Raw genomic sequence first — 25,423 nt, 5'->3', positions numbered from 1 at the left:
AGAAAAAACAGAAATTCTGCTATTTTCAGGCTTATATCAAGGCGGGAAATGTAGTTCTAACAATCTAGGACTTTATGCCTAGTTGTAAAATAGATAATTGTGAGGACATTTTTTTACACGAACTTCATAGACTTTATGCCTGTTATTTCTTACAATAAGCATATAGTTTTACAATTCTCGACAAGGATATTGAGGGTGAAAAAAACTGAAATGGAGGTAAGTGGATTTGAGCTTATTTTCTGGAACGATACAAAATCTTGAAAATGCCTTGAGCAGAGCGGATATTAAGCAAAAAGTCATAACTAATAATATCGCCAATATAGATACACCGAACTATAAGGCAAAAAAAGTCTCTTTCCAAAATTTATTAGATCAAGAATCCTTACGTCTTGATGCGATAAAAACAGACTATCGTCATGTTGATTTTTCTGATACTGATTCGAATTATTCAATTGTTGCGAGCGGAGATACATCGTATCAGCAAAATGGAAACAATGTCGATGTTGACAAAGAGATGACAGAATTGGCGCAAAATCAAATCAACTATCAAGCTTTGGTTGAAAGAATGAACGGTAAATTTAATTCGCTGAAGACCGTATTAACAGGAGGAAAATGATGACAGCTTTTCAGAGCTTAAATGTTTCAGCATCTGCTTTAACAGCTCAGCGGGTCAGAATGGATGTTGTATCATCTAACTTAGCAAATATGGATACGACAAGAGCTAAGCAGGTGAATGGAGAGTGGGTGCCTTACAGAAGAAAAATGGTCTCCCTTCAGTCAAAAGGTGAATCGTTCTCTTCCATTCTTAATTCTCAAATGAGCGGAAGCGGTCATGCTGGAAACGGTGTGAAGGTTTCAAAAATTACGGAGGATAAATCGGATTTTAATCTTGTCTATGATCCGACAGATCCTGATGCAAACGCTGAAGGATATGTGCAAAAACCTAATGTAGATCCATTAAAGGAAATGGTTGACCTTGTCAGCAGCACCAGATCATATGAGGCGAATGTCACTGCGATGAATGCCACAAAGGGAATGCTGATGAAGGCATTAGAAATCGGAAAGTAGGTGAATGAATGTGATTAATGCAATTTCTCCTTTTCAGGTTCAAAATACTCAAAACACTCAAAATGCAACAAATCAAGTAAACAATAGCCAAAAAACAGATTCTTCAAATCAAACAAGCTTTTCGGAGCTTTTAAAAAACTCTATTAGTTCGTTAAATGAGTCCCAAGTAGCTTCTGACAACATGACTAATGCCTTGGCTGCAGGAAAAGATGTAAATCTTGATGAGGTCATGATCGCCGCTCAAAAAGCTAGCATCTCTCTAACTGCAGCAACAGAGTTCCGCAATAAAGCTGTGGAAGCTTATCAGGAGATTATGAGAATGCAAATGTAGGGGGTCTGACGATTTAGAGAAAGAGTGGAATGACCGGGGGTTAACATGAATCGTACTCTAATGCAAATGAAAAACAAAACGAGTGAGTTTTGGAAAAATAGATCTAAATTACAAAAGATTTTAATGGTTAGTGTGTTAGCGGCAATTATTATTATTGGAATTATTATTAGTGTTTTTGCTTCCAGTACAAAGATGGCTCCGCTTTACAAAGATTTATCTGCCGAAGAAGCAGGAAAAATCAAAGAAGAATTGGATGCGAAAAAAGTACCAAACGAACTTTCGAGTGGTGGTACAGTGATTAGCGTTCCGGAGGATCAGGTTGATTCTTTGAAAGTGCAGCTGGCTGCAGAAGGACTTCCTAAAACAGGATCAATTGATTACTCGTTTTTTGGGCAGAATGCCGGCTTTGGTTTGACAGACAATGAGTTTGATATGGTAAAAGTGAAAGCGACACAGACAGAACTGTCCAACTTGATCAATGAAATGGACGGTATTAAAAACTCAAAAGTAATGATTAATCTCCCGAAAGACGCTGTGTTTGTCGGTGAAGAGCAATCTGCAGCTTCTGCTTCAATCGTTCTGCAGATTCAACCGGGTTACACACTTGACCAAAGCCAGATCAACGGACTGTATCATCTGGTATCTAAAAGCGTGCCGAACCTAAAAGAAGATAATATCGTCATCATGGACCAAAATTCTACATACTACGACAAATCAGACAGCAATGCAGGGTCCTACGCGGATAGTTATTCTTCTCAGCAAGGAATTAAGTCTCAAGTTGAAAAAGACATTCAAAAACATGTTCAGTCACTGCTAGGTACGATGATGGGCCAAGATAAAGTCGTTGTCTCCGTTACAGCAGACATCGATTTCACAAAAGAAAATCGTACAGAAGACATTGTCGAACCTGTGGATAAAGAAAACATGGAAGGCATTGCAGTCAGCGCGGAAAAGGTATCTGAAACATACCAGGGCGACGGTGCAGCCAACGGCGGAACTGCCGGAACCGGCGAGGATGATGTCACAAATTATAAGGCTGATGGTGAAAATGCCGAAAGCGGGAACTACGAAAAAAACAGCAACAAAATCAATTACGAGGTTAACCGAATCCATAAAGAAATCGCTGAAAGTCCTTATAAGGTCAGAGATTTAGGGATTCAAGTCATGGTAGAGCCGCCTGATGCCAAAAACACAGCGTCACTATCAACTGAAAGACAGGATGATATACAAAAAATCCTTTCAACTGTAGTCAGAACATCTTTAGATAAAGATGAAACGCAAAACCAGAATTTATCTGATGCTGATATCAATAATAAAATTGTTGTCTCCGTTCAGCCATTTGACGGAAAAGTCAATTTGGATACAAACACGGAGAAATCCTCAGGTATCCCGCTGTGGGCATATATTACAGGCGGTGTTTTAATCGCTGCGATTATTGTTCTGATCATTATGCTTATCAGAAAGAAACGGGCACAAGAGGATGAATTCGAGGAGTATGAGTATGAGGTTCCTCAAGAACCAATCAATTTACCTGATATCAACGAAGAGGAAAATGAAACAGCGGAAACAGTCAGACGAAAACAGCTTGAAAAGATGGCGAAAGACAAGCCGGAAGATTTTGCAAAACTGCTGAGAAGCTGGCTGGCCGAGGATTAGGAGGAATAAGAAATGGCGAGACGTGATCAAGATAAGCTTACAGGAAAACAAAAAGCAGCCATTCTCATGATTTCCTTGGGGTTAGATGTGTCAGCTTCTGTTTATAAGCACTTAACCGATGAAGAAATTGAAAGGCTTACGCTGGAAATATCAGGTGTTCGAAGCGTCGATCATCAAAAAAAGGATGAAATCATAGAAGAATTTCACAATATAGCCATTGCACAAGATTATATTTCTCAAGGCGGTTTAAGCTATGCAAGACAAGTTCTAGAAAAGGCGCTTGGAGAGGATAAAGCGGAAAACATTCTAAACAGGCTGACGTCTTCTTTGCAGGTGAAACCATTTGATTTCGCCAGAAAAGCGGAGCCTGAACAAATTTTGAATTTTATCCAGCAAGAGCATCCTCAGACAATGGCTTTAATCTTGTCTTATTTAGATCCTGTGCAGGCCGGGCAAATTTTATCGGAGCTGAATCCTGAAGTTCAGGCTGAGGTTGCGAGAAGAATTGCGGTCATGGATAGAACGTCACCAGAAATTATTAATGAGGTAGAACGGATTCTGGAACAAAAATTATCTTCTGCATTTACTCAGGATTATACACAAACAGGCGGAATTGAAGCTGTTGTGGAAGTGTTAAACGGAGTAGACAGAGGGACAGAGAAGACGATCTTGGATTCATTGGAAATTCAAGATCCCGATCTTGCTGAAGAGATTAAAAAGCGGATGTTTGTCTTCGAAGATATTGTCACACTTGATAACCGTGCTATTCAGAGAGTCATTCGCGATGTTGAGAATGACGATTTGCTCCTTTCATTAAAGGTTGCAAGCGAGGAAGTCAAAGAAATTGTATTCAGCAATATGTCACAGCGTATGGTTGAAACCTTCAAAGAAGAAATGGAATTTATGGGCCCTGTACGCTTGAAAGACGTAGAAGAAGCTCAATCGAGAATTGTAAGCATCGTCAGAAAGCTTGAAGAAGCCGGTGAAATTGTGATAGCAAGAGGCGGAGGGGATGATATTATTGTCTAATATCATTAAACAAGAATCATCTTTTTCTCCACAAAAGGAAAAAAGAAAACTTTCTATACAAGAGGTGCGTATTGATCATTCCCACCTTTTGCAGGCTGAAGAGAACCCGGAGGCTCTTATGGCCCGAGTGAAAGAGGAAGCTGACCGGATTTCTGAGCAGGCGAACAGTCATATAGAAAATACTCGCCGTCAAATTGAGCAGGAGAAAAATGATTGGGCGGCTGAAAAACAGAAGCTGATTGAGGAAGCAAAAGCCGAGGGCTTTGAAGAAGGAGTAGCATTGGGCAAAGCTGAGGCAATGCAACAGTATGCCGAACTGATCGGCCAAGCGAACAGAATTACTGAAATGTCCAGAAAAGCTGTTGAGGACAAGCTTGAAGACGCTAATGAAGAAATCGTTGAACTTGCCGTTGCATTGGCAAAAAAAGTTTGGCAGCAAAAATCTGATGATAAAGAAGCTTTCCTCCTGCTTGTACAACAGGTTGTAAACGAAGTGAAGGAATATGACGATATATCAATTTATGTTGATCCTTATTACTATGAGACAATCTTTCAGCAAAAAGATGAAATCCAGCAGCTTCTTTATAAAGAATGCCGTCTTGGCATATATGCTGATGAAAAAGCTCAAAAAGGAACCTGTTATATTGAAACTCCTTTTGGCAGGGTAGATGCAAGTGTTGACACACAATTGATGCAATTGAAAGATAAACTTCTGACAGCGCTGGAAGCGGGTGCAGCTGAATGAAGACACAGAGTCTGATAGATTGTATAGAAATGACAGACTCGTATAAACGGTACGGAAAAGTCAAGCGGGTCATCGGCCTGATGATTGAATCAAAAGGCCCTGCAAGCTCAATTGGCGACGTGTGCCTGATTTATGCAAAAGGACAATCTGGGAAAGTCATTAAAGCTGAGGTAGTCGGCTTCCAAGAAGAAAATATTTTGCTTATGCCTTATTTAGAGGCTGCGAGTATTGCACCAGGCAGCATTGTAGAAGCTACTGGGGAATCTCTTCGGGTTAAAGTTGGATCTGGACTGATCGGGCAAGTCATCGATGCTTTTGGAGAACCGCTTGACGGAAAACTTCTGCCGAAAGGGCTTTCGCCTGTATCGACGGAGCAATCACCGCCCAACCCGATGAAACGGCCGCCTATCCGTGAAAAAATGGGTGTTGGCGTCAGATCCATTGACAGCTTGCTGACAGTCGGTAAAGGTCAGCGGATTGGAATTTTTGCCGGAAGCGGTGTCGGAAAGAGCACATTAATGGGGATGATTGCCAAGCAGACAGAGGCTGACTTAAACGTCATTGCACTTGTCGGAGAACGTGGACGAGAGGTCCGGGAGTTTATTGAAAAAGATCTTGGGAAAGAGGGGCTGAAACGATCGATTGTAGTTGTTGCCACCTCAGACCAGCCAGCATTAATGAGATTGAAAGCGGCATATACAGCTACTGCAATTGCCGAGTATTTTCGAGATAAAGGCCAAAATGTCATGTTTATGATGGATTCTGTTACAAGGGTGGCGATGGCGCAGCGGGAGATTGGTTTAGCTGCTGGAGAACCACCGACGACAAAAGGCTATACACCCTCTGTGTTCGCTATTTTACCTCGTTTATTAGAGCGAACAGGTGCAAACGAGCACGGAACCATTACGGCGTTTTATACAGTGCTGGTAGACGGCGATGACATGAATGAGCCGATTGCCGATACCGTACGCGGAATTTTAGACGGACATATTGTGTTGGACAGGGCGCTTGCCAATAAAGGCCAGTTTCCGGCAGTTAATGTCCTAAAAAGCATCAGCAGGGTGATGTCAAACATATCGACAAGACAGCACCTGGATGCGGCAAATAAATTCCGCGAACTTTTATCGACATATCAAAATTCGGAAGATCTCATTAATATCGGAGCTTACAAAAGAGGCTCCTCAAGAGAAATTGATGAAGCGATACAATTTTATCCGCAGCTTATTCAATTTTTAAAGCAGGGAACAGATGAACCGGCATCATTGGAAGAAAGCATTGCTGCATTAACTAGTTTGACAGGAAATGAGGAATAAAACGTGGCTTATCAATTTAGATTCCAAAAGCTGCTGGAACTAAAAGAAAATGAGAAAGACCAATCCTTATCCGATTATCAGCAATCAGTTTCTGAATTTGAAAACGTTGCTGAAAAATTATATGAGAGTATGAGCAAAAAAGAATTACTAGAACAAAATAAAGAAAAGAAATTAAAAAGCGGCATGAGTGTACAGGAAATGAGGCACTACCAACAATTTGTCTCAAATCTTGATAATACGATTTATCACTATCAAAAGCTTGTCATTATGAAAAGAAATCAAATGAATCAAAAACAAGAAATTTTGACAGAGAAAAATATTGAAGTGAAAAAGTTTGAAAAAATGCGTGAAAAACAGTTTAAAATGTTTGCTCTTGAAGACAAAGCTGCAGAAATGAAAGAAATGGACGATATTTCGATTAAGCAGTTTATGATTCAAGGCCATTAGGAGCGAATGTAATGTCCGGCAAAAAGAAAGAAACAGGTAAGTTCCGTTCGGTTTTGCTTATCATTATCCTCCCGCTGATGTTTCTTCTAATCGCAGGGGGGATTGTTCTTTGGGCTGCTGGTGTCAATGTGTTAAAGCCGATCCAGGATGCTGCGGCAAAAACGCCGGTTCTTAAGGAATTGGTTCCTGAAACCGAAAATAAAAAAGACACAGCTTCAAGTAAGGATAGCAGTAATACGGCAGCTCTGGAAAAGACCATTAAAGATCAAAAAAGTGAAATCAGTATATTGAATAAAGATTTAGAAACAAGTAAATCGGAAATCGATAGGCTCAATCAAAAGATTCGTTCACTTGAAAAGACGGCGGAGGACCAAAAAAAGTCATCTGAAAATCATACTGAGGGAACATCAGACTCGAAAGCTTCTTCTAAAAATGACAAAGTGATCAGTGTGTACAAAAGCATGGACAGCGGAAAGGCTGCGAAAATTATTGCCCAATTAAAGGAGCAAGAAGCACTGAAAATATTGAATGGCCTAAGCAAAAAGCAGCTTGCTGACATATTGGCAAAAATGACTCCTGAGCAAGCAGCAACCTATACAGAAAAAATTGCTGCCAGCCAAGAATAGGGGGAATTAAAGGTGAAGCTGCTTGAATTATCGGGACCTTTGCTGCAAACGACAACGGGTTCTGCCGCTAAAAGCATGAAAAGTAGCCCGGGTGTTTTTCAAAACTGGCTTATATCTGAGGCAGGTTTAAAGGAACTCTCAGAACAAGAAAAGGGTACTCCGAATTCCGGAGGTCAGCTTTTAGAAGATGCGCTTAAAAAGATCGGTGAATGGCTAAAAGCAAGTCCTGAAGATCAAGACAAACAAAATGCGGGTCTTCTGCAAACATTAAGCAAACTGACAGGGAAGCAATTGGATGCGAATGCTCTGCAAATGTTGCAAAATCTTTTGCAAGCAGTTGAATCAAGATTGTCAGGCGGGATGGATCAATTGCTCACAGAAACAGAGAAAATCTTTTCAGAAGCTAAAACGGCCCTGAGTGCCAATGATTCTGCTCTTGACATTAATGGACCACTGAAGTCCGATACAGAGCAATCAAATCAGGAAAATGAAGTATCCGAGGCTGCTAAAGAACTGATCTATATCCAGATGTTCATTAGCCAACTTGTAGAAGGGAATAAGCTGACTGATCGAGGGAATGGCAATGAAGCTCATGCCATTTACCAAAGTGGGGATCAATTTCTTTCTGCATTAGAAAAAAAAGGTGTATCTCAACAGCTAATTCAGGATCTTAAACAGCAAATGTTCACCAAAGATGAGTCGAGTTCAAAACTTTATTCGATGACAGCGTCAGAGCTGAAAAGTTTTCAAAGCTTAATGGATCAAATGTCTATGCTCCCTCAAAAAGGGACCAAAGAATGGAGTTTAGCTGAAAGCCAGCTGAAAGCTTTCTTGTTATCGAAATCATCCGAATCATCACAAGACTTTGGGAAGCGTGTTTTCACACCGCTTTCGCAGAGTTCATCCAGCAAAAGTGCATCGGATGTTTCTGGAAGTATTCAGCCTGTATATAGTAAATCAGGACTCCAAATGATGTTTTCAGGGTATCGAGGCATAGGAGGAGTTCAAACACTTGATCTGCAGCAGATGTCATCTGATATACCAAATGCTGAAACAAAAACGGTGGCTGATCAAGTGATCAATGCGTGGAAGCAGATGAAATATACGCCTTTCGGCAGATCAACGGGAAGCTTCACCATTCGGTTGAACCCTGAACATTTAGGATTTGTCACAATCAAGCTGACAAATGAAAATGGAATGTTTCAGAGTAAAATCATTGCATCTAGCCAATCAGCAAAAGAATTGCTTGAACAGCATCTTCCGCAGCTGAAGCAATCATTGCCGAATATGGCCGTCCAAATAGACCGTTTTACTCTTCCGGTCCAAAGCGGGGATCAGCCGATATACGGCCAGCTTGCTGATGAACAGAAACAGCAGCAAGAGGGACAGAGACAGCAAAGACAGAAAAAGCAATCAAATGATTTTGGCGATCTGCTCGATGAAGTGTCGATGGTTGAAATGGAGGAGGAAGAATGACTTCTATAAGTTCAGAATATAAACTGCCTGAAAAAACGAACACCGTGTCGACGAACAACAGCAGCTTGGGGAAAGACGAGTTTTTAAAAATATTAATGACTCAAGTTCAAAACCAAGATCCGCTCAACCCGGTTGACGATAAAGAATTTATCAGTCAGATGGCGACTTTTTCAAGCTTGGAGCAAATGATGAATCTGAATACGACAATGACTCAATTCGTCGAAAACCAAGATCCGTTTACAACGTATGTTGATTGGATGGGAAAAGAAGTATCTTGGACTGATGGTAAAAGTGCAACAGATAAAACAGGCACAGTAAGCTCTGTTAAACATTCTAAAGGAAATTATTATCTCGTTCTTGATGATGGGACCGAGATCAGTCCTGCGAATGTCATGTCTGTGGGACAATCATCTAAATAAAAAAATCTGGGGGAATACATTATGTTACGTTCACTTTATTCTGGAATCAGCGGTATGAAAAACTTTCAAACAAAGCTTGACGTAATCGGTAACAACATTGCAAACGTGAACACAGTAGGATTCAAAAAGAGCCGTGTGACTTTTAAAGATATGGTAAGCCAAACGATTGCCGGCGGTTCTGCTGCTGGTGCAACAATCGGCGGAACAAACTCTAAGCAAATCGGTTTAGGTTCATCATCTGGCACAATTGATACAATTCATTCAACAAGCGCGACACAAAGCACAGGAAGAACACTTGATTTAGCAATCGATGGCGATGGCTATTTTCAAATTGATACAGGCGCCGGAACAGCTTATACAAGAGCTGGAAACTTCTATTTAGATAACACCGGAACATTGGTTACAGGTGATGGCTACCATGTACTAAATATGAATGGCGGAACAATTAAAATTCCTACTGATGCACAGAGCTTCACTATCGGTTCTGATGGTAAGGTATCGATCGTTGATGCCAACGGTCAACCACAAGACGGCGGACAAATCGGGATTGTGACTTTTGCCAACAGTGACGGCTTAGATAAAATCGGGAGCAACTTATACCGTGAATCTTTAAACTCTGGTACGGCCAGTGCAGCGAACCAGCCCGGTGATGGTGGTACAGGTTCCCTTAAAGTAGGATTTCTCGAAATGTCTAACGTTGATTTAACTGACGAATTTACTGAAATGATCGTAGCCCAGCGCGGATTCCAATCAAACTCAAAAATTATTACAACATCTGATGAAATCCTTCAAGAACTGGTTAACCTTAAACGTTAAGGAGGGAGGGGAGGCGAGTAATCGCTTCTCCGCTGTTTTATGATTAAAGTAACCCGTTTGAACGGGCAGCCCTTTACACTGAATGCGCTATTTATTGAACAGATTGAATGCTTTCCGGATACTACAATCACTCTGTCAAATGGTAAGAAGTTTGTAGTGAAAGAAGATGAAGAAACTGTTCTGGAAAAGATCGCATCTTTCTACCGAAACATACAAATATTTTCAATGGATCAAGGAATAGAGGAACCGGAATGAAGAAAAAGTTAATGATCATCTTACTAATTATTCTTATCGTAATTGGTGCTCTCGGGGCAACGGCTTATTTTGTGTTAGGCGGAAAGTCCGAAAAAAGTGAAGCGAAAAAAAGTATTGATGAAATTGTTTCATCTTCTGTTGATGTAGAAGAAATCACAACAAATTTAAAGTCTGATAACATTATCCGTCTTGCTATTAAACTTGAAACTGATTCTGATAAATCAAAAGAAGAACTTGAGAAACGTGATTTTCAAGTGAAAGACGCTGTTATATCACTGCTGGCTGATACGAATGCTGATCAGATTGAGGGAGACAAGGGAAAAGAAACCTTTAAGAAGGAACTAAAAGATAAAATAAATAGCTACCTCCAAGAAGGAAAAGTAGAAAAAGTGTATATTACCTCTTTTAATCTGCAATAAAGCATAATTTGACAGAATACGGAGGTGAGGAAAATGTCAGGAGAAGTTCTCTCCCAAAATGAAATAGATGCACTGCTTTCTGCAATATCAACTGGTGAAATGGACGCTGAAGAGCTGAAAAAAGAAGAAAAAGAGAAGAAAGTCAAGGTTTATGATTTCAAACGTGCGCTGCGGTTTTCTAAGGATCAGATCCGCAGTTTAACGAGAATTCATGACAATTTTGCAAGACTTCTTACCACTCATTTTTCGGCTCAGCTCAGAACCTATATTCATATATCTGTCAGTTCTGTTGACCAGGTCCCTTATGAGGAATTTATCAGATCGATCCCGAACATGACGATTCTGAATCTATTTGATGTCCATCCGATGGAAGGCAGAATTATGATGGAGGTTAACCCTACGATAGCTTATACAATGATGGACCGAGTCATGGGTGGGATTGGAATCAGTCATAACAAGGTTGACAGCTTGACAGAAATTGAAACAAAAATCATTTCTAATTTATTTGAAAATGCACTGGGTAATTATAAAGAAGCTTGGCAGTCAATTGCTGATATTGAACCGGAAATGACTGAGTTTGAAGTGAATCCGCAATTCGTTCAGATGGTGTCTCCTAATGAAACAGTCGTGGTGATCTCACTTAATACTCAAATCGGTGAAATCAGCGGTGTCATTAATCTCTGTATCCCGCATATCGTCCTCGAGCCGCTCATACCGAAGCTTTCAGTCCACTATTGGATGCAATCAGACCGAAATGAGCCAAAGCCTGAGGAAACAAAGTCGCTTGAAAAACGTATCATGACAGCACAAATACCTGTCGTGGCCGAGCTCGGCACATCTGAACTGACAATAGAAGAGTTTTTAAGTTTAGAAGTCGGAGACTGCATAACTTTGGACAAATCAGTCACGGATCCTCTTACTGTATTGGTCGGAGATAAGCCGAAATTTTTAGGACAAGCCGGCCGGGTGAATCGAAAACAGGCAGTGCAAATTTTAGATCACGACATAAGAGGTGAACAAGATGGAGAATAATAGATTATCTCAAGATGAGATTGACGCGCTTCTTAACGGTACTGGCAGCACGCTTGATGAGCCAGAGGTTCCGGAAGTAGATGACTTATCGGAAATGGAGCGTGATGCGATCGGTGAAATCGGTAATATTTCATTCGGCAGTTCTGCGACAGCACTGTCAACACTTTTAAATCAAAAGGTCGATATTACGACTCCGAGCGTAACGGTTATCCCAAAAAGTAAAATCAGCGATGCGTTTCCTGAACCGTATGTAGCGATTGAAGTAAATTATACGGAGGGCTTCAGCGGCAGCAACCTGTTAGTCGTGGAACAAAGTGACGCGGCGATCATTGCTGATTTAATGATCGGGGGAGACGGAAAAGGTGCGGATCCTTCACTGGGGGAAATCCATTTAAGTGCGGTTCAAGAAGCAATGAACCAAATGATGGGATCGGCAGCCACATCAATGTCTACTGTATTCAGTAAAAAAATTGATATTTCACCGCCTCGGGTTGAATTGCTCGATGTAACTGAAGAAAAGGGCACAGACCGTATTCCTGATGATGAAATGCTGGTGAAAGTTTCTTTCAACTTAAAGGTGGGAGAATTAATAGACTCCAGTATTATGCAGCTTTACCCATTAACATTTGCGAAAGATTTAATTTCAAGCCTTATGAATTCAGGAAATGCAGAGGAAGCAACAACGGCGCAGCCTGATGCTACATACGAGCAGCCGAAAGAGCCTGTGACGCCAGAGCCTCGTATTGAACCGAAGCAACAGCAGCCGCAGCCGCCAAAAAGGCAGGGAACAGCAAAAAAAGCAGCGCCAGTTCAGGTTTCACCGGTGGAATTTTCTGCGTTTGATCCAAATGAGGCGACACAAGCCCCTATTAATAATCTGGATATGCTTTTAGATATCCCGCTTTCAATTACTGTTGAGCTCGGCAGAACAAAGAGAAGTGTAAAAGAAATTTTAGAGCTTTCTGCAGGTAGTATTATTGAGCTTGATAAATTAGCTGGTGAGCCGGTAGATATTTTAGTTAATCAGCGTATCGTTGCCAAAGGTGAGGTTGTTGTCATTGAAGAAAACTTCGGCGTAAGAGTCACTGACATTTTAAGCCAGGCAGAGCGCATTAATAATTTAAAATAACGAAACACAAGGAGAGAGATAAATTATGGCACATAGAATTTTAATTGTAGATGACGCAGCATTTATGCGAATGATGATTAAAGATATTTTGGTTAAAAACGGTTTTGAAGTAGTAGCGGAAGCTGAAAATGGAGCACAAGCAGTAGAGAAATATAAAGAGCATTCTCCTGACCTTGTTACGATGGATATCACAATGCCTGAAATGGATGGGATTACAGCATTAAAAGAAATTAAACAAATTGATGCTCAGGCAAGAATCATTATGTGTTCTGCTATGGGACAGCAATCAATGGTTATTGATGCCATTCAGGCCGGCGCTAAGGATTTCATTGTGAAACCTTTCCAAGCTGACCGTGTGCTTGAAGCAATCAACAAAACATTAAGTTAAAGGGTGTACGATTGTTGAAAAAGAGTCAATATTTCATCGCTTTTATTTGTTTTTTCGTTTTATTCACTGTACATCCAATTGCTGCTGCTGCGGCAGACTCTGAGAATTCAACTGTAAACGAATGGTTTCAAAAGAAAGATGAGAAAACTGCAGATAAGTCAGGGCAAAAGGAAGAAAAAACAACAAAAACTGCTGATGAGACGGAGGGAGCGGCTGCTCCTTCTGTCTCAGCTTTTGATTTTGTAAAGATGATTTTCGCTTTACTGTTTGTTATCGTGCTGATTTACGGGCTGGTTAAGCTCATGAACAAAAGAAATCGGCTCCTCAAGCCTTTTCAATATGTTGAAAATATTGGCGGCACATCGGTCGGCCAAAACAGATCCATACAATTGATCAAGGTCGGAAAAAGCGTGCTCGTCGTCGGTGTAGGAGAGACGATCCAGCTGCTGAAAGAAATTGAGGATGAAAAAGAGATTGAAGTCATTCTCAGTCAGCATGAAGAGGCAATGTCAAGCAAAATAGAGTGGCAAAAGTTTGTGAAGCCGCTTAAGAGTTCTGAGCATCAGCCGCAGCAAAAACTGCCTTCATTTTCAAAAGCATTAAAAGAGCAACTTGAAGAGTTAAAACAAAACCGTTCTGAAGGAAAGAAGAAAGGCCCACGTCATCATGAATGAGTTTATAAATATTTTCAGTTCAAGCGATCCGGAAAACGTAAGTTCAACTGTTAAATTACTATTATTGTTAACTGTATTTTCAGTGGCGCCTGGAATATTGATTCTTATGACTTGCTTTACTCGCATCGTCATCGTTCTGTCATTTGTCAGAACTTCACTTGCGACGCAATCTATGCCCCCAAACCAGGTTCTTATCGGGCTTGCGCTGTTTTTAACATTTTTTATTATGGCTCCTACTTTTTCAGAAATTAATAAAGAAGCGCTGACCCCATTGATGGACAACAAAATCAGCTTGGATGAAGCGTATACGAAAGCTGAGGAACCGATTAAAGAATTTATGAGTAAACACACAAGGCAGAAGGATTTGGCGCTGTTCATGAATTACGCAAAAATGGATAAACCTGAATCATTAAAGGATATTCCGCTAACAACAATGGTTCCGGCTTTTGCCATATCAGAGCTTAAAACTGCATTTCAAATAGGGTTTATGATTTTTATCCCATTTTTAATTATAGATATGGTAGTGGCGAGCGTCTTGATGTCAATGGGAATGATGATGCTCCCTCCAGTTATGATTTCTCTGCCCTTTAAAATATTACTTTTTGTTTTGGTGGACGGCTGGTATTTAATTGTGAAATCTTTGCTTCAGAGCTTTTAGGGTAGGTGCTAAACGTGAGTTCAGAATTTGTAATTTCTATGGCGGAAAAAGCCGTATACGTAACACTGATGATCAGCGGGCCGTTATTGGCCATTGCTTTACTGGTCGGTTTAATTGTCAGCATATTTCAGGCGACAACTCAAATCCAGGAACAGACTTTGGCGTTTATTCCGAAAATCGTGGCGGTTCTTCTGGCCCTCATTTTTTTTGGTCCGTGGATGCTGTCGACGATTCTTTCATTTACAACAGAGCTGTTTTCTAATCTAAATCGTTTTGCAGGGTAATGCAGAGATGAATTCAATTATTGACTTATTTCCTGCTTTTTTATTGGTTTTTATTAGAATCTCTGCTTTTTTTGTAACGATTCCGCTATTCGGACATCGAAATGTCCCAGCTGTTCACCGCATAGGATTTGCTTTTTTTCTGGCGGTTATTTGTTTCAGCACCATTGATAAACCGCCCTCTTTGGAGATAGATGAGCAATATATGCTCTTGGCTTTTAAGGAAGCCTTGGTTGGCCTATGTCTCGGCTTAATCGCTTATATGATGATTGCCGCAGTACAGATTGCCGGCTCGTTTATTGATTTTCAAATGGGATTTTCAATAGCAAACGTTATTGATCCGCAAACCGGAGCGCAAAGTCCGTTGATTGGCCAGTTTATTTATACGATGGCACTTTTGTTTATGCTGAGTGTCAATGCCCACCATTTGCTGCTGGACGGTATTTACTACAGCTTTCAGTATATTTCAGTTGATCAGGCATTTCCGAATTTCGGCGATGAAAAGTTTGCTTATTTTATCGCGAAAAGCTTTAATGCGATGTTTATTATCGCTTTTCAAATGTCAGCGCCTGTTGTGGCCAGTTTGTTTCTAGTTGATTTAGCTTTAGGTATCGTGGCTCGAACTGTTCCGCAATTAAATGTATTTGTGGTCGGTCTGCCTTTAAAGATCGCTGTCAGTTTCATCATGCTCATTGTATGTATGTCCGTTATCTTCGTCGTTGTGCGGAATGTTTTCAGTTTAACGATTGAAACGATGCGGAATCTTTTAGCATTGGTCGGTGTTTCTTAATGAAGCTTAGAATTGACCTGCAGTTTTTTGCCGGGGAGAAGACTGAAAAAGCCACTCCGAAAAAACGGAAGGATACGCGAAAAAAAGGACAGGTAGCCAAAAGTTCGGATGTCAATACCGCCATTTCTTTACTTGTTATTTTCCTTTCGCTTATTGCAATTGGCCCGTATATGAGAGACAGGCTGCTGTCATTTATAGAAACTTTTTATACCGAATCGCTCACAATGAAGCTCTCAGAATCAAATGTGCATACCTTGTTTGTCAGCTTATTAAAGGATACGGGCATGATACTTGCACCAATCTTGCTTGTAGCTCTTGTTGCAGGGGTCGTAAGCAACTATATGCAGGTTGGATTCTTGTTTTCTGCTGAAGTGATACAGCCTAAGCTTGAAAAACTCGATCCAATCAAAGGCTTTAAACGAATATACAGTATGAGGGCGATTGTGGAGTTGATTAAATCAATTCTGAAAATCGCAGTTGTCGGTTTTGCGGCATTCGCTGTGCTTTGGCTGCATTATGGAGAAATTCTCCGGCTTCCTCTCCTGACACCTGAAGAGGCACTTTCTTTCGTTTCAAAACTCACTTTGTGGATGGGACTGAGCGGTGCAGGTGCTTTATTAATTCTTGCTGGTCTTGACTATTTATATCAGAGATTTGATTATGAGAAAAATATCAAAATGTCAAAACAAGATATAAAAGACGAGTACAAAAAATCTGAAGGTGACCCGATTATTAAGTCTAAAATTAAACAAAGACAGCGGGAAATGGCGATGAGGCGGATGATGCAGGAAGTTCCAAAAGCAGATGTCATCATCACAAACCCGACTCACTATGCGATTGCCCTGAAATATGACGAAGAAAAAATGGACGCTCCTTATATTGTTGCAAAAGGTGTTGACCACCTGGCGTTAAAAATCAGGAAAATTGCTAAAGAGCACGATGTCATGATGGTAGAAAACAGACCGCTAGCCCGTGCGTTATATGATCAGGTGGAAATTGACCAGGCAGTGCCGGAAGAATTTTTTAAAGTCTTGGCAGAAATTCTGGCTTACGTATATAAAACAAAACAAAAAGTATATTGAATTTTTCGATTTAAAAGGAGAGAAAAAACAGCATGTCAACAAGAGATTTATCCGTTTTAATAAGTGTTGTCCTCATTGTGGCGATGCTGGTGATTCCATTTCCTCCATGGCTGTTAAGTATTTTGATCATTATTAATATTTCTCTTGCGTTGATCGTGCTTCTCACCACAATGAATATGCAGGAAGCGCTTCAGTTTTCGATTTTTCCGTCACTGCTGCTGCTTTTAACCCTATTTCGTTTGGGCTTGAATGTCTCAACTACCCGTTCAATTCTTTCACACGGTGAGGGAGGGAAAGTCGTCGAGACATTCGGGAATTTCGTTGTCGGCGGAAATGTATTAGTTGGACTCGTTGTATTTATCATCTTGATTATTATTCAGTTCATCGTCATTACAAAAGGTGCTGAACGTGTTTCTGAGGTTGCAGCAAGGTTTACGCTGGACGCAATGCCCGGGAAGCAGATGAGTATTGATGCTGATTTAAACGCAGGGATGATTACCGAACAGGAAGCGAAGCATCGCCGCGAAAAAGTGGCAAGAGAAGCAGACTTTTATGGAGCAATGGACGGTGCCAGTAAATTTGTAAAAGGTGACGCCATTGCCGGAATCATCATTGTGATGATCAATATTATTTTCGGAATCGTGATCGGAATGCTTCAGCAGGGCATGTCCATTCAAGAGGCTGCTTCACACTTTACGATGCTGACTGTAGGGGATGGGATTGTTTCGCAAATCCCGGCACTGTTAATTTCTACAGCTACGGGTATTGTGGTTACAAGAGCTGCCTCTGAAGGAAACTTAGGGCATGACATTACAGGCCAGCTGTTTGCGTATCCAAAGCTTTTATACGTCGCCGCAGCTACGATCATGCTTTTAGGTATTTTCACTCCGATCGGCATTTTTCTGACGGGGCCGCTTGCGGGGTTGCTTGCTTTTGGCGCTTATACGCTATCTAAATCTGGTAAGGAAAAAGAAGAAGTGGATGAGATTCTTGAGGAAGAGGCTGAGGTTGACGAGCTTAAAAGTCCTGAAAGCGTTGTTCAGCTTCTGCATATAGATCCGATAGAATTTGAGTTTGGCTATGGACTGATACCGCTTGCTGATGCCAATCAAGGCGGTGATTTATTAGACCGAATTGTTATGATACGCCGTCAGTTGGCTTTGGAACTCGGGCTTGTCATTCCTGTCGTGCGGATCAGAGATAATATAGCGTTGCAGCCTAATGAATACCGATTGAAAATTAAAGGAAACGAAGTAGCAAAAGGTGAGCTGTTGCTTGATCATTATTTAGCAATGTCGCCTACACCTGAAGACGATCTGATTGAAGGGATAGAAACAGTGGAACCTTCATTCGGACTGCCGGCCAAATGGATTAGCGAAGCGGTAAAGGATGAAGCCGACATGCTTGGTTATACAGTAGTTGATCCTGCATCAGTCGTTTCAACGCATATTACGGAGAAAATAAAGCAGCATGCTCACGAATTGATCGGAAGGCAGGAGACAAAGCAGCTGATTGATCACTTGAAAGAATCGTATCCAGTCCTGGTTGAAGAGGTTACGCCAAATCCATTGTCTGTCGGTGATATTCAGAAGGTGCTTGCTAAGCTTTTAAAAGAAAAAGTTTCAATTCGAAACTTAGTAACGATCTTTGAAACACTTGCTGACTATGGGAAATTAACAACAGATTCTGATCTTTTGACAGAGTATACAAGACAAGCACTTGCTAAACAAATTACAGCCCAATTTGCCAAAGATAATGAAGTGTTGAAAGTTGTTACTTGCTCGGGCCGGGTAGAGAAGGCTATAGCAGACGGTGTGCAGCAAACGGAACATGGGAATTATTTATCGCTCGAACCAGATATTTCAGAAAGCATTGTGCGTTCTGTCGCTAAAGAAGCTGAACAGCTGTCATTACGTCAGGAAACCGCGATTCTTCTATGCTCGCCGCCTGTCAGAATGTATGTGAAACAGCTTCTGGAACGATACTTCCCTGATCTTCCGGTACTCTCTTATAACGAACTTGAGGCGAATGTTGAGGTACAAAGCATTGGAGTGGTGGATATTTAATGAAAATAAAAAAATTTACTGCTGCTTCAATGCAAGAAGCGGCACTTCTCATCAGAAAAGAATTGGGCAATGAAGCGGTCATATTAAATTCGAAAAAAATTAAAAAGCGAAAATGGTTTGGCCTCATCAACAAGCCTGCTGTTGAAGTGATCGCCGTATTGGATCAGGACTTTCTTGAGAAAAAAACGTCTCAGAAGGCAACTGAACCGAAACAAACATTAAAAACTCCGGTCAGCAGTCCGAAAATAGAGGAGAGGACATCCCCTCAAATTTCGGTGCAACAGGAGCAAGGTGATTTTTCAGCATATCAATCTGTACTTCCTGAGCCACTGCGAAAAGCAGAGAAGCTTTTGCAAGAAACGGGAATTAAAGAGTCAACGAAAACGAGCACTCTGAAAAAATTGCTTCGCTTCTCTGTGGAAGCAGGCGGCCTTAATGAAGAAAATGTGGTCGGCAAACTTCAGGAATTACTATGCGATACGCTGCCTTCAGCAGACAAGTGGCAGGAACCAATCCATTCAAAGTATATCGTTCTCTTTGGTTCAACAGGGGCTGGTAAAACAACTACACTAGCTAAACTCGCAGCCATATCTATGCTTGAAAAACAGAAAAAAATCGCTTTTATTACTACAGATACGTATCGAATTGCAGCTGTTGAACAGTTGAAAACATACGCTGAACTGCTGCAGGCTCCTCTGGAAGTTTGTTATACAAAAGAAGAATTTGAGCAGGCGAAAGAGTTATTTTCTGAGTATGATCATGTGTTTGTTGATACAGCCGGAAGAAACTTCAAAGACCAGCAATACATTGATGAACTGAAAGAAACGATTCCTTTTGAAAGCAGCATTCAGTCATTTCTTGTTTTATCCGCGACTGCAAAATATGAAGATATGAAACATATTGTCAAACGGTTTTCATCCGTCCCTGTCAATCAGTTTATTTTTACGAAAATAGATGAAACGACTTCCTTAGGTTCTGTGTTTAATATACTGGCAGAATCAAAAATAGGTGTCGGATTTATGACAAACGGCCAGAATGTGCCTGAGGATATACAGACTGTATCTCCACTTGATTTTGTAAGGATGCTGTGCAGATGAACCGATATGACCAAGCAGCAACTTTACGGGCGAAAATGGAAAAGCGTCAGCGCGTTCTGCCAATGGTTTATTCACAAAAAGCGAAGACACTTGCTGTCATCAGCGGCAAGGGCGGTGTCGGAAAATCTAATATTACCTTAAATATGGCACTTGCGTTGCAGGATAAAGGTAAAAAGGTGCTTCTCATCGACCTTGATATTGGGATGGGGAACATTGATATATTAATGGGAAATTCATCGTCTGCCACGATAATCGATGTTTTAACCGATCAGAAGCCGTTGCTACAGTCATTATCCGTTGGCCCAAAGGGTTTGCGGTATATATCAGGTGGAACCGGCCTGGATGTGATGTTTCAGCTGGATCAGAGAAAATGGACGTTTTTTGCCAATGAACTTTCTCATGCATTAAGCCAGTTCGATTATGTGCTGTTTGACATGGGAGCAGGATTATCAAAAGATCAACTGCCTTTTATTTTATCAGCAGAAGATATTTTGATCATAACAACTCCCGAGCCGACGGCCATCATGGACGCATACAGTGCTGTCAAGCACTTGGTTTTGACAGGAAATAAGCTTTCGATGAAGGTGGCTGTCAATCGGTGCCGTGACCAAAAAGAAGGGCTTGACGCTTTTGCCCGCCTTTCTCGCACAATTCAAATGTTTTTGGATGTTCAGGTTCAGTTTGCCGGTTCCGTTTCTGACGATGTGATCGTGAGCAAAGCGGTTGTCGAACAGGTTCCTTTTTTCATAAAAAGCCCTCAGGCAAAAGCCAGCCGGTCAGTCCGCCTTTTAGCGGACGCCTTGTTTGAAAGAGAAGAAACGAGACACAAAGAAGACAAACAGACATTTATTGAGAAGTTATCTTCTTTTTTAATGAGGAGGGCTTAATTTGATTCGTGTGCTTGTAGTTGATGATTCAGCTTTCATGAGAAAAATGATAAGTGATTTTCTGACCGAGGAAAAGCAGATAGAAGTAATCGGAACTGCCAGAAACGGAGAAGAAGCGCTTAAGAAGATTGAATTATTAAAACCGGATGTTATTACTCTTGATGTTGAAATGCCGGTCATGAATGGAACAGATACGCTTCGCAAAATTATTGAGATTTATAACTTGCCGGTCATCATGGTATCGAGCCAGACCGAAAAAGGTAAAGAGTGCACAATTAATTGTTTGGAGATCGGTGCCTTTGACTTTATCACAAAGCCATCAGGCTCAATATCTTTAGATTTGTACAAAATTAAAGAACAATTAGTTGAGCGTGTCGTCGCGGCTGGACTTTCCGGCAAGCGGAACCGTCCTGTTTCCCAAACGGTTCGGCCCGAACCTATTGTGCGAGCTGTTAAGCCTGAATTGAGCAAACCGAAACCAGGCACAGGCAGACAAATTGTGTGTATCGGCACATCAACAGGCGGCCCAAGGGCGTTACAAAAGGTGATACCGAAGCTTCCTAAGGACTTGAACGCACCAGTGGTTGTCGTTCAGCACATGCCTGAAGGATTTACTGCTTCTTTAGCTGATCGTCTGAATCATTTATCTGACATTCAGGTGAAAGAAGCAAAAGATGGTGAAGCAGCTCTTAACGGCTGTGTTTACATAGCACCGGGCGGAAAAAACATTTCCGTTATTAAAAGCAGCGGAGGACTCCAGATTGTGCTCGATAATCTCGATACCCCGAGCCGTCATAAACCATCTGCTGATTATTTATTCCGTTCTGTCGGTAAACTGACAGATTATGAAAAAGTAGCGGTTATCATGACCGGAATGGGCAGTGACGGCACTGCAGGACTAAAGGACATGCTAACAGCCGGCAATGTGAAAGCCATTGCGGAGTCTGAAGAATCTTGTGTCGTATACGGGATGCCAAAAGCTGCTGTTAAAGCGGGTCTCATTCATGAGATTAAACATGTGGAAGATATCGCAGCATCCATCACAAGCTGTGTGAAAAAAGAGAGGGTGTGATTCAAATGGATATGAATCAGTATTTAGATGTCTTTATTGATGAGAGTAAAGAACATTTACAAACATGTAATGAAAAGCTTCTCCTTTTAGAGAAAGACCCGACTGACCTTCAGCTCGTACATGATATATTCAGAGCTGCCCATACATTAAAAGGAATGAGCGCAACGATGGGCTACACGGATTTAGCGCATCTTACCCACCTGCTTGAAAACGTGCTGGATGCAATCCGAAACGGAGACATGGCAGTTACCTCAGAATGGCTGGATATTTTGTTTGAAGCTCTGGATCACCTGGAAGCTATGGTTCAGTCTATTATTGATGGCGGGGATGGTAAAAGAGATATCTCAGAAGTGAGTGCCAAGCTTGATGTAAATGGTGCACACACTGAATCTGCTGCATCCGCGGAACCTGCAGAAGCACCGAGTTCAGCATCTGATTGGGAATATGATGAATTTGAACGTACAGTTATACAAGAAGCGGAGGAGCAAGGCTTCAAACGATATGAAATCAAGATTTCTCTGAACGAAAACTGTATGTTAAAAGCAGTTCGTGTCTATATGGTGTTTGAAAAACTAAATGAAGTCGGAGAAGTAGCCAAAACAATTCCAAGTGCTGAAGTGCTTGAAACAGAAGATTTTGGAACTGACTTTCAAGTTTGTTTCTTAACACATCAATCAGCAGAAGACATTGAACAATTAATCAATGGCGTGTCGGAAATTGAGCATGTTGAAGTCAGTCAAGGGGTTCCTTTAACATCAGCTGAAAAGCCTGAGGAATCTAAGCCTGTAGACTCGCCGGCAGCTGTACCTGCGAAGCAGGAAAAACAAAAACAGCCTGCTAAAAACGATGAACAGGCGAAGCACTCAGCCGGCGGATCCAAAACAATTCGTGTCAACATTGACAGGCTTGATTCTTTAATGAACTTATTTGAAGAGCTTGTCATTGACCGCGGACGTCTTGAGCAGATTGCGAAAGAGCTTGAGCACAATGAACTGACTGAAACGGTTGAACGGATGACGAGAATTTCCGGAGATTTGCAATCGATTATTCTGAATATGAGAATGGTCCCGGTTGAAACCGTTTTTAACAGATTCCCGAGAATGATTCGCCAGCTTCAGAAAGAGCTGAATAAAAAAATTGAACTCTCGATCATCGGCGCGGAAACTGAACTGGATCGTACAGTGATTGATGAAATCGGAGATCCTCTCGTTCATTTGATCAGAAACAGCATTGACCATGGTATCGAGGCGCCGGAAACGCGTTTGCAAAAGGGAAAACCGGAATCAGGAAAAGTTGTGCTTAAAGCTTATCACAGCGGTAACCATGTCTTTATCGAAGTAGAAGATGACGGTGCAGGCCTTAATCGAAAGAAAATTATGGAAAAGGCGCTTGAGCGCGGAGTCATAACGGAAAAAGAAGCTGAAACCTTAGAAGACAACGAAATTTACGAATTGATTTTTGCTCCGGGGTTCTCAACTGCTGACCAAATTTCTGATATTTCCGGCCGCGGCGTCGGACTTGACGTTGTAAAAAACAAACTGGAGTCTCTAGGCGGTTCAGTCAGTGTGAAATCAGCCGAAGGTCAGGGCTCTCTATTCAGTATCCAGCTGCCGCTTACCTTATCTATTATTTCAGTCCTGCTGATTAAGTTGGAAGAAGAGACATTTGCCATTCCGATTTCTTCAATCATTGAAACAGCAGTCATTGACAGAAAAGACATTTTGCAAACGCATGACCGTGAAGTGATTGACTTTAGAGGGCATATTGTCCCTGTCGTTTATTTAAAAGAAGAGTTTAAAATAGAAGATACAAGAAAAGATGCGGAACAGCTCCATATCATTGTAGTGAAAAAAGGCGACAAACCTACTGCATTTGTGGTGGACTCCTTTATTGGCCAGCAGGAAGTTGTGCTTAAATCACTCGGAGATTATTTAACAAACGTCTTTGCAATTTCCGGAGCTACTATTTTAGGAGACGGAGAAGTAGCGCTCATTATTGATTGTAATGCACTGATTATTTAACCATTCGAGGAGGTGTCTCACATGACTGCAGAAATTAAAACAGGCGAAAAAATGATTGTCTTTATGGTAAATGGAAAAGAATATGCCATTTCCGTCACTCAGGTGAAATCAATTGAAAAATGGCAAAAGCCAACGAGGGTACCTGGCGTCGAACCATATATTTGCGGAGTAATCAATTTGCGCGGGGTGGTGACTCCGGTTATTGATTTAAGAAAGCGCCTGAATTTGCCAGAGTATGAAATTACCGATGAAACACGAATTATCATTATTGCTTATCGTGATATTGAAGTCGGCTGGATTGTGGATGAAGCGAATGATGTGATAACCGTACACGAAAGTGAAATAGAATCCGCTCCAGAAGGCGTTCAGAAAGATACGGATGTGTCGATCGAACAGATTGTGAAACAAGAGAACAGACTCTTAAATATTATTGATGCGAACGCGGTTTTGGATAAAGAATCATCTCAGTCCGCTGTGCCCGATCAAGCTTAATCTTAAAGGGGTTATGACATGAGTATTTTTAATGGAATCAAAGAAGAGCAGATGGACATTTTGCGGGAAGTCGGCAATATAGGCGCCGGCCACTCCGCCTCTGCAATGGCCCAGCTGTTAAATAGAAAGATAGATATGGAAGTCCCATTTGCAAAGCTGCTGTCTTTTGATGAGCTTGTCGATTTTTTCGGCGGTGCTGATGTCCCGGTTGCCAGCATCTTTTTAAGAATGGAAGGCGATTTAACGGGTTCGATGTTCTTTATAATGCCTTTTTTTCAGGCGGAGCAATTTATCAGAGAGCTGATTGGAAACCCTGATTTTGATATAGAGGACTTAGGTGAAGATCATATGAGCTCATCCGCTTTGCATGAACTGGGCAATATTTTAGCGGGATCATATTTAACAGCTTTGGCAGATTTGACTAAACTCCAGCTTTATCCAAGTGTTCCTGAAGTTTCATTGGACATGTTCGGAGCTGTGATCAGCGAAGGGCTGATGGAGCTCAGTCAGGTTGGAGAACACGCCATTGTGGTCGACACATCAATTTTTGACCAGAGCCATCAGCAAGAGCTGAAAGCGCATATGTTTATGCTGCCGGACTATGATTCATTTGAAAAGCTCTTTGTCGCTTTAGGTGCATCATTATGAGTACAACTGAGGCTGTTGTTATAAAGGTTGGGATTGCTGATGTGAAGATCGCCCGCTTCCCGGATACCATTCGGACCTCTGGTTTAGGATCATGTGTGGGGCTGGTGCTTTATGATAAAGAAAAGCAAACGGCGGGTCTTGTTCATGTCATGCTGCCGGATTCGACGTTATCGAAAACAGCAGAGCTTAACCGGGCTAAGTACGCTGACACTGCCGTAAAGACCACGATTGATATGCTGATAGAAGCGGGATGTAGGAAATTTGCATTAAAAGCAAAGCTGGCCGGCGGATCAGAGATGTTTAAATTTAAATCGACAAATGATTTGATGAAGATCGGACCGAGAAATGTATTAGCGATAAAAGAACAGCTGTCTTTATTTAATATTCCTATTATTAGTGAAGATACGGGCGGCTCAAGCGGCCGGACGATAGAATTTGAACCGAAGTCCTGCATGCTGCATATTCGAACTGTTAAACAAGGTGAAAAAACGATTTAATTAAGGTAT

General features: G+C 41.3%; 30 protein-coding genes. All 30 read left to right on the top strand.

Annotation, left to right across the window (positions count from 1 at the left end; all coding sequences use genetic code 11):
- Positions 1-226: 226 nt before the first annotated feature.
- From flgB to cheD, 30 genes are read left to right on the top strand one after another with little or no spacing between them, the layout of a single operon-like run.
- Positions 227-616, top strand: a complete 390-nt coding sequence (gene flgB / locus ACQXR1_RS09335) for a flagellar basal body rod protein FlgB (protein ID WP_430772026.1) — start codon at positions 227-229, stop codon at positions 614-616.
- The gene (gene flgC / locus ACQXR1_RS09330) at positions 616-1,068 is read left to right on the top strand and encodes a flagellar basal body rod protein FlgC (protein WP_014663965.1); all 453 of its coding nucleotides are present in this window, start codon (positions 616-618) and stop codon (positions 1,066-1,068) included. Before flgB ends, flgC begins: the two co-directional genes overlap by 1 nt.
- Positions 1,069-1,078: 10 nt before the next feature.
- Positions 1,079-1,399 (top strand): flagellar hook-basal body complex protein FliE, encoded by a 321-nt coding sequence (fliE, locus tag ACQXR1_RS09325; RefSeq protein ID WP_003238544.1) that lies wholly within the window; start codon positions 1,079-1,081, stop codon positions 1,397-1,399.
- A gap of 45 nt (positions 1,400-1,444) precedes the next feature.
- Entirely contained in the window at positions 1,445-3,055 is a 1,611-nt protein-coding gene (fliF, locus tag ACQXR1_RS09320; protein WP_040083177.1) for a flagellar basal-body MS-ring/collar protein FliF, read from the top strand.
- 12 nt (positions 3,056-3,067) lie between these two features.
- Positions 3,068-4,084 carry a flagellar motor switch protein FliG gene (fliG, locus tag ACQXR1_RS09315; RefSeq protein WP_014663967.1) on the top strand — a complete coding sequence of 339 codons (1,017 nt, stop codon included), beginning with the start codon at positions 3,068-3,070 and terminating at the stop codon, positions 4,082-4,084.
- Entirely contained in the window at positions 4,077-4,829 is a 753-nt protein-coding gene (gene fliH, locus ACQXR1_RS09310; protein WP_041521507.1) for a flagellar assembly protein FliH, read from the top strand. The genes fliG and fliH overlap by 8 nt, the downstream gene beginning before the upstream one ends.
- A complete protein-coding gene (fliI, locus tag ACQXR1_RS09305) occupies positions 4,826-6,142 on the top strand; it encodes a flagellar protein export ATPase FliI (RefSeq protein ID WP_014663969.1) in 1,317 nt (438 codons plus the stop codon). The genes fliH and fliI overlap by 4 nt, the downstream gene beginning before the upstream one ends.
- Positions 6,143-6,145: 3 nt before the next feature.
- Positions 6,146-6,589, top strand: coding sequence for a flagellar export protein FliJ (gene fliJ, locus ACQXR1_RS09300; RefSeq protein WP_014663970.1), 444 nt, complete (start codon positions 6,146-6,148; stop codon positions 6,587-6,589).
- Between the two features lie 11 nt (positions 6,590-6,600).
- Positions 6,601-7,215 carry a MotE family protein gene (locus tag ACQXR1_RS09295; protein ID WP_168780914.1) on the top strand — a complete coding sequence of 205 codons (615 nt, stop codon included), beginning with the start codon at positions 6,601-6,603 and terminating at the stop codon, positions 7,213-7,215.
- 12 nt (positions 7,216-7,227) lie between these two features.
- Complete coding sequence (locus ACQXR1_RS09290) at positions 7,228-8,691, top strand: flagellar hook-length control protein FliK (protein WP_168780915.1); 1,464 nt, start codon at positions 7,228-7,230, stop codon at positions 8,689-8,691.
- The gene (gene flgD, locus ACQXR1_RS09285) at positions 8,688-9,110 is read left to right on the top strand and encodes a flagellar hook assembly protein FlgD (protein ID WP_069840323.1); all 423 of its coding nucleotides are present in this window, start codon (positions 8,688-8,690) and stop codon (positions 9,108-9,110) included. Before ACQXR1_RS09290 ends, flgD begins: the two co-directional genes overlap by 4 nt.
- A 21-nt stretch (positions 9,111-9,131) precedes the next feature.
- Positions 9,132-9,926, top strand: a complete 795-nt coding sequence (flgG, locus tag ACQXR1_RS09280; protein WP_069149597.1) for a flagellar basal body rod protein FlgG — start codon at positions 9,132-9,134, stop codon at positions 9,924-9,926.
- A 39-nt stretch (positions 9,927-9,965) separates the two neighbouring features.
- Entirely contained in the window at positions 9,966-10,181 is a 216-nt protein-coding gene (gene swrD, locus ACQXR1_RS09275; protein WP_014663975.1) for a swarming motility protein SwrD, read from the top strand.
- Entirely contained in the window at positions 10,178-10,600 is a 423-nt protein-coding gene (gene fliL / locus ACQXR1_RS09270; RefSeq protein WP_014663976.1) for a flagellar basal body-associated protein FliL, read from the top strand. The genes swrD and fliL overlap by 4 nt, the downstream gene beginning before the upstream one ends.
- Before the next feature lie 33 nt (positions 10,601-10,633).
- Positions 10,634-11,632: a flagellar motor switch protein FliM gene (gene fliM, locus ACQXR1_RS09265; protein ID WP_003220879.1), complete on the top strand. Its 999-nt coding sequence runs from the start codon at positions 10,634-10,636 to the stop codon at positions 11,630-11,632.
- Positions 11,622-12,761, top strand: coding sequence for a flagellar motor switch phosphatase FliY (gene fliY / locus ACQXR1_RS09260; protein ID WP_014663977.1), 1,140 nt, complete (start codon positions 11,622-11,624; stop codon positions 12,759-12,761). The genes fliM and fliY overlap by 11 nt, the downstream gene beginning before the upstream one ends.
- 25 nt (positions 12,762-12,786) lie before the next feature.
- Positions 12,787-13,149 (top strand): chemotaxis protein CheY, encoded by a 363-nt coding sequence (cheY, locus tag ACQXR1_RS09255; protein WP_014476812.1) that lies wholly within the window; start codon positions 12,787-12,789, stop codon positions 13,147-13,149.
- A gap of 14 nt (positions 13,150-13,163) precedes the next feature.
- Positions 13,164-13,823, top strand: a complete 660-nt coding sequence (gene fliZ / locus ACQXR1_RS09250) for a flagella biosynthesis regulatory protein FliZ (RefSeq protein ID WP_040083170.1) — start codon at positions 13,164-13,166, stop codon at positions 13,821-13,823.
- A complete protein-coding gene (gene fliP / locus ACQXR1_RS09245) occupies positions 13,816-14,481 on the top strand; it encodes a flagellar type III secretion system pore protein FliP (RefSeq protein WP_003245692.1) in 666 nt (221 codons plus the stop codon). Before fliZ ends, fliP begins: the two co-directional genes overlap by 8 nt.
- 14 nt (positions 14,482-14,495) lie before the next feature.
- Entirely contained in the window at positions 14,496-14,765 is a 270-nt protein-coding gene (gene fliQ / locus ACQXR1_RS09240) for a flagellar biosynthesis protein FliQ (protein ID WP_003220888.1), read from the top strand.
- A gap of 7 nt (positions 14,766-14,772) precedes the next feature.
- A complete protein-coding gene (gene fliR / locus ACQXR1_RS09235) occupies positions 14,773-15,552 on the top strand; it encodes a flagellar biosynthetic protein FliR (RefSeq protein WP_014663979.1) in 780 nt (259 codons plus the stop codon).
- On the top strand, positions 15,552-16,634 hold the full coding sequence (flhB, locus tag ACQXR1_RS09230; protein ID WP_014663980.1) for a flagellar biosynthesis protein FlhB: 1,083 nt from the start codon (positions 15,552-15,554) through the stop codon (positions 16,632-16,634). Before fliR ends, flhB begins: the two co-directional genes overlap by 1 nt.
- A gap of 32 nt (positions 16,635-16,666) precedes the next feature.
- On the top strand, positions 16,667-18,700 hold the full coding sequence (gene flhA, locus ACQXR1_RS09225) for a flagellar biosynthesis protein FlhA (protein ID WP_014663981.1): 2,034 nt from the start codon (positions 16,667-16,669) through the stop codon (positions 18,698-18,700).
- On the top strand, positions 18,700-19,797 hold the full coding sequence (gene flhF, locus ACQXR1_RS09220) for a flagellar biosynthesis protein FlhF (RefSeq protein WP_014663982.1): 1,098 nt from the start codon (positions 18,700-18,702) through the stop codon (positions 19,795-19,797). The genes flhA and flhF overlap by 1 nt, the downstream gene beginning before the upstream one ends.
- On the top strand, positions 19,788-20,684 hold the full coding sequence (gene flhG, locus ACQXR1_RS09215) for a flagellum location/number ATPase FlhG (RefSeq protein ID WP_082033009.1): 897 nt from the start codon (positions 19,788-19,790) through the stop codon (positions 20,682-20,684). The genes flhF and flhG overlap by 10 nt, the downstream gene beginning before the upstream one ends.
- Before the next feature lies 1 nt (position 20,685).
- Positions 20,686-21,756, top strand: a complete 1,071-nt coding sequence (gene cheB / locus ACQXR1_RS09210; RefSeq protein WP_071576858.1) for a protein-glutamate O-methylesterase CheB — start codon at positions 20,686-20,688, stop codon at positions 21,754-21,756.
- A gap of 5 nt (positions 21,757-21,761) precedes the next feature.
- Positions 21,762-23,777 (top strand): chemotaxis protein CheA, encoded by a 2,016-nt coding sequence (cheA, locus tag ACQXR1_RS09205; RefSeq protein ID WP_040083165.1) that lies wholly within the window; start codon positions 21,762-21,764, stop codon positions 23,775-23,777.
- Between the two features lie 21 nt (positions 23,778-23,798).
- A complete protein-coding gene (cheW, locus tag ACQXR1_RS09200) occupies positions 23,799-24,269 on the top strand; it encodes a chemotaxis protein CheW (RefSeq protein WP_003231938.1) in 471 nt (156 codons plus the stop codon).
- Positions 24,270-24,287: 18 nt separating this feature from the next.
- Positions 24,288-24,917: a CheY-P phosphatase CheC gene (gene cheC / locus ACQXR1_RS09195; protein WP_003231935.1), complete on the top strand. Its 630-nt coding sequence runs from the start codon at positions 24,288-24,290 to the stop codon at positions 24,915-24,917.
- Complete coding sequence (gene cheD / locus ACQXR1_RS09190) at positions 24,914-25,414, top strand: chemoreceptor glutamine deamidase CheD (RefSeq protein ID WP_014476818.1); 501 nt, start codon at positions 24,914-24,916, stop codon at positions 25,412-25,414. The genes cheC and cheD overlap by 4 nt, the downstream gene beginning before the upstream one ends.
- Positions 25,415-25,423 lie beyond the last annotated feature (9 nt).

The organism is Bacillus sp. ATD, assembly GCF_050585765.1.
GTDB classification, from domain to species: Bacteria; Bacillota; Bacilli; order Bacillales; family Bacillaceae; genus Bacillus; species Bacillus stercoris.
This window is presented reverse-complemented; position numbering and strand designations above follow the sequence as displayed.

Bases quoted from the DNA above. Each gene is read 5' to 3' on its own strand.
- fliL (WP_014663976.1), top strand. From the start codon at position 10,178: ATGAAGAAAAAGTTAATGATCATCTTACTAATTATTCTTATCGTAATT.
- fliP (WP_003245692.1), top strand. From the start codon at position 13,816: ATGAATGAGTTTATAAATATTTTCAGTTCAAGCGATCCGGAAAACGTA.
- cheY (WP_014476812.1), top strand. From the start codon at position 12,787: ATGGCACATAGAATTTTAATTGTAGATGACGCAGCATTTATGCGAATG.
- flhF (WP_014663982.1), top strand. From the start codon at position 18,700: ATGAAAATAAAAAAATTTACTGCTGCTTCAATGCAAGAAGCGGCACTT.
- cheW (WP_003231938.1), top strand. From the start codon at position 23,799: ATGACTGCAGAAATTAAAACAGGCGAAAAAATGATTGTCTTTATGGTA.
- fliR (WP_014663979.1), top strand. From the start codon at position 14,773: ATGAATTCAATTATTGACTTATTTCCTGCTTTTTTATTGGTTTTTATT.
- fliI (WP_014663969.1), top strand. From the start codon at position 4,826: ATGAAGACACAGAGTCTGATAGATTGTATAGAAATGACAGACTCGTAT.
- fliF (WP_040083177.1), top strand. From the start codon at position 1,445: ATGAATCGTACTCTAATGCAAATGAAAAACAAAACGAGTGAGTTTTGG.
- flhB (WP_014663980.1), top strand. From the start codon at position 15,552: ATGAAGCTTAGAATTGACCTGCAGTTTTTTGCCGGGGAGAAGACTGAA.
- fliG (WP_014663967.1), top strand. From the start codon at position 3,068: ATGGCGAGACGTGATCAAGATAAGCTTACAGGAAAACAAAAAGCAGCC.
- fliM (WP_003220879.1), top strand. From the start codon at position 10,634: ATGTCAGGAGAAGTTCTCTCCCAAAATGAAATAGATGCACTGCTTTCT.
- flgD (WP_069840323.1), top strand. From the start codon at position 8,688: ATGACTTCTATAAGTTCAGAATATAAACTGCCTGAAAAAACGAACACC.
- fliY (WP_014663977.1), top strand. From the start codon at position 11,622: ATGGAGAATAATAGATTATCTCAAGATGAGATTGACGCGCTTCTTAAC.
- flgC (WP_014663965.1), top strand. From the start codon at position 616: ATGACAGCTTTTCAGAGCTTAAATGTTTCAGCATCTGCTTTAACAGCT.
- cheA (WP_040083165.1), top strand. From the start codon at position 21,762: ATGGATATGAATCAGTATTTAGATGTCTTTATTGATGAGAGTAAAGAA.
- cheD (WP_014476818.1), top strand. From the start codon at position 24,914: ATGAGTACAACTGAGGCTGTTGTTATAAAGGTTGGGATTGCTGATGTG.
- flgG (WP_069149597.1), top strand. From the start codon at position 9,132: ATGTTACGTTCACTTTATTCTGGAATCAGCGGTATGAAAAACTTTCAA.
- cheC (WP_003231935.1), top strand. From the start codon at position 24,288: ATGAGTATTTTTAATGGAATCAAAGAAGAGCAGATGGACATTTTGCGG.
- swrD (WP_014663975.1), top strand. From the start codon at position 9,966: ATGATTAAAGTAACCCGTTTGAACGGGCAGCCCTTTACACTGAATGCG.
- flhA (WP_014663981.1), top strand. From the start codon at position 16,667: ATGTCAACAAGAGATTTATCCGTTTTAATAAGTGTTGTCCTCATTGTG.
- ACQXR1_RS09295 (WP_168780914.1), top strand. From the start codon at position 6,601: ATGTCCGGCAAAAAGAAAGAAACAGGTAAGTTCCGTTCGGTTTTGCTT.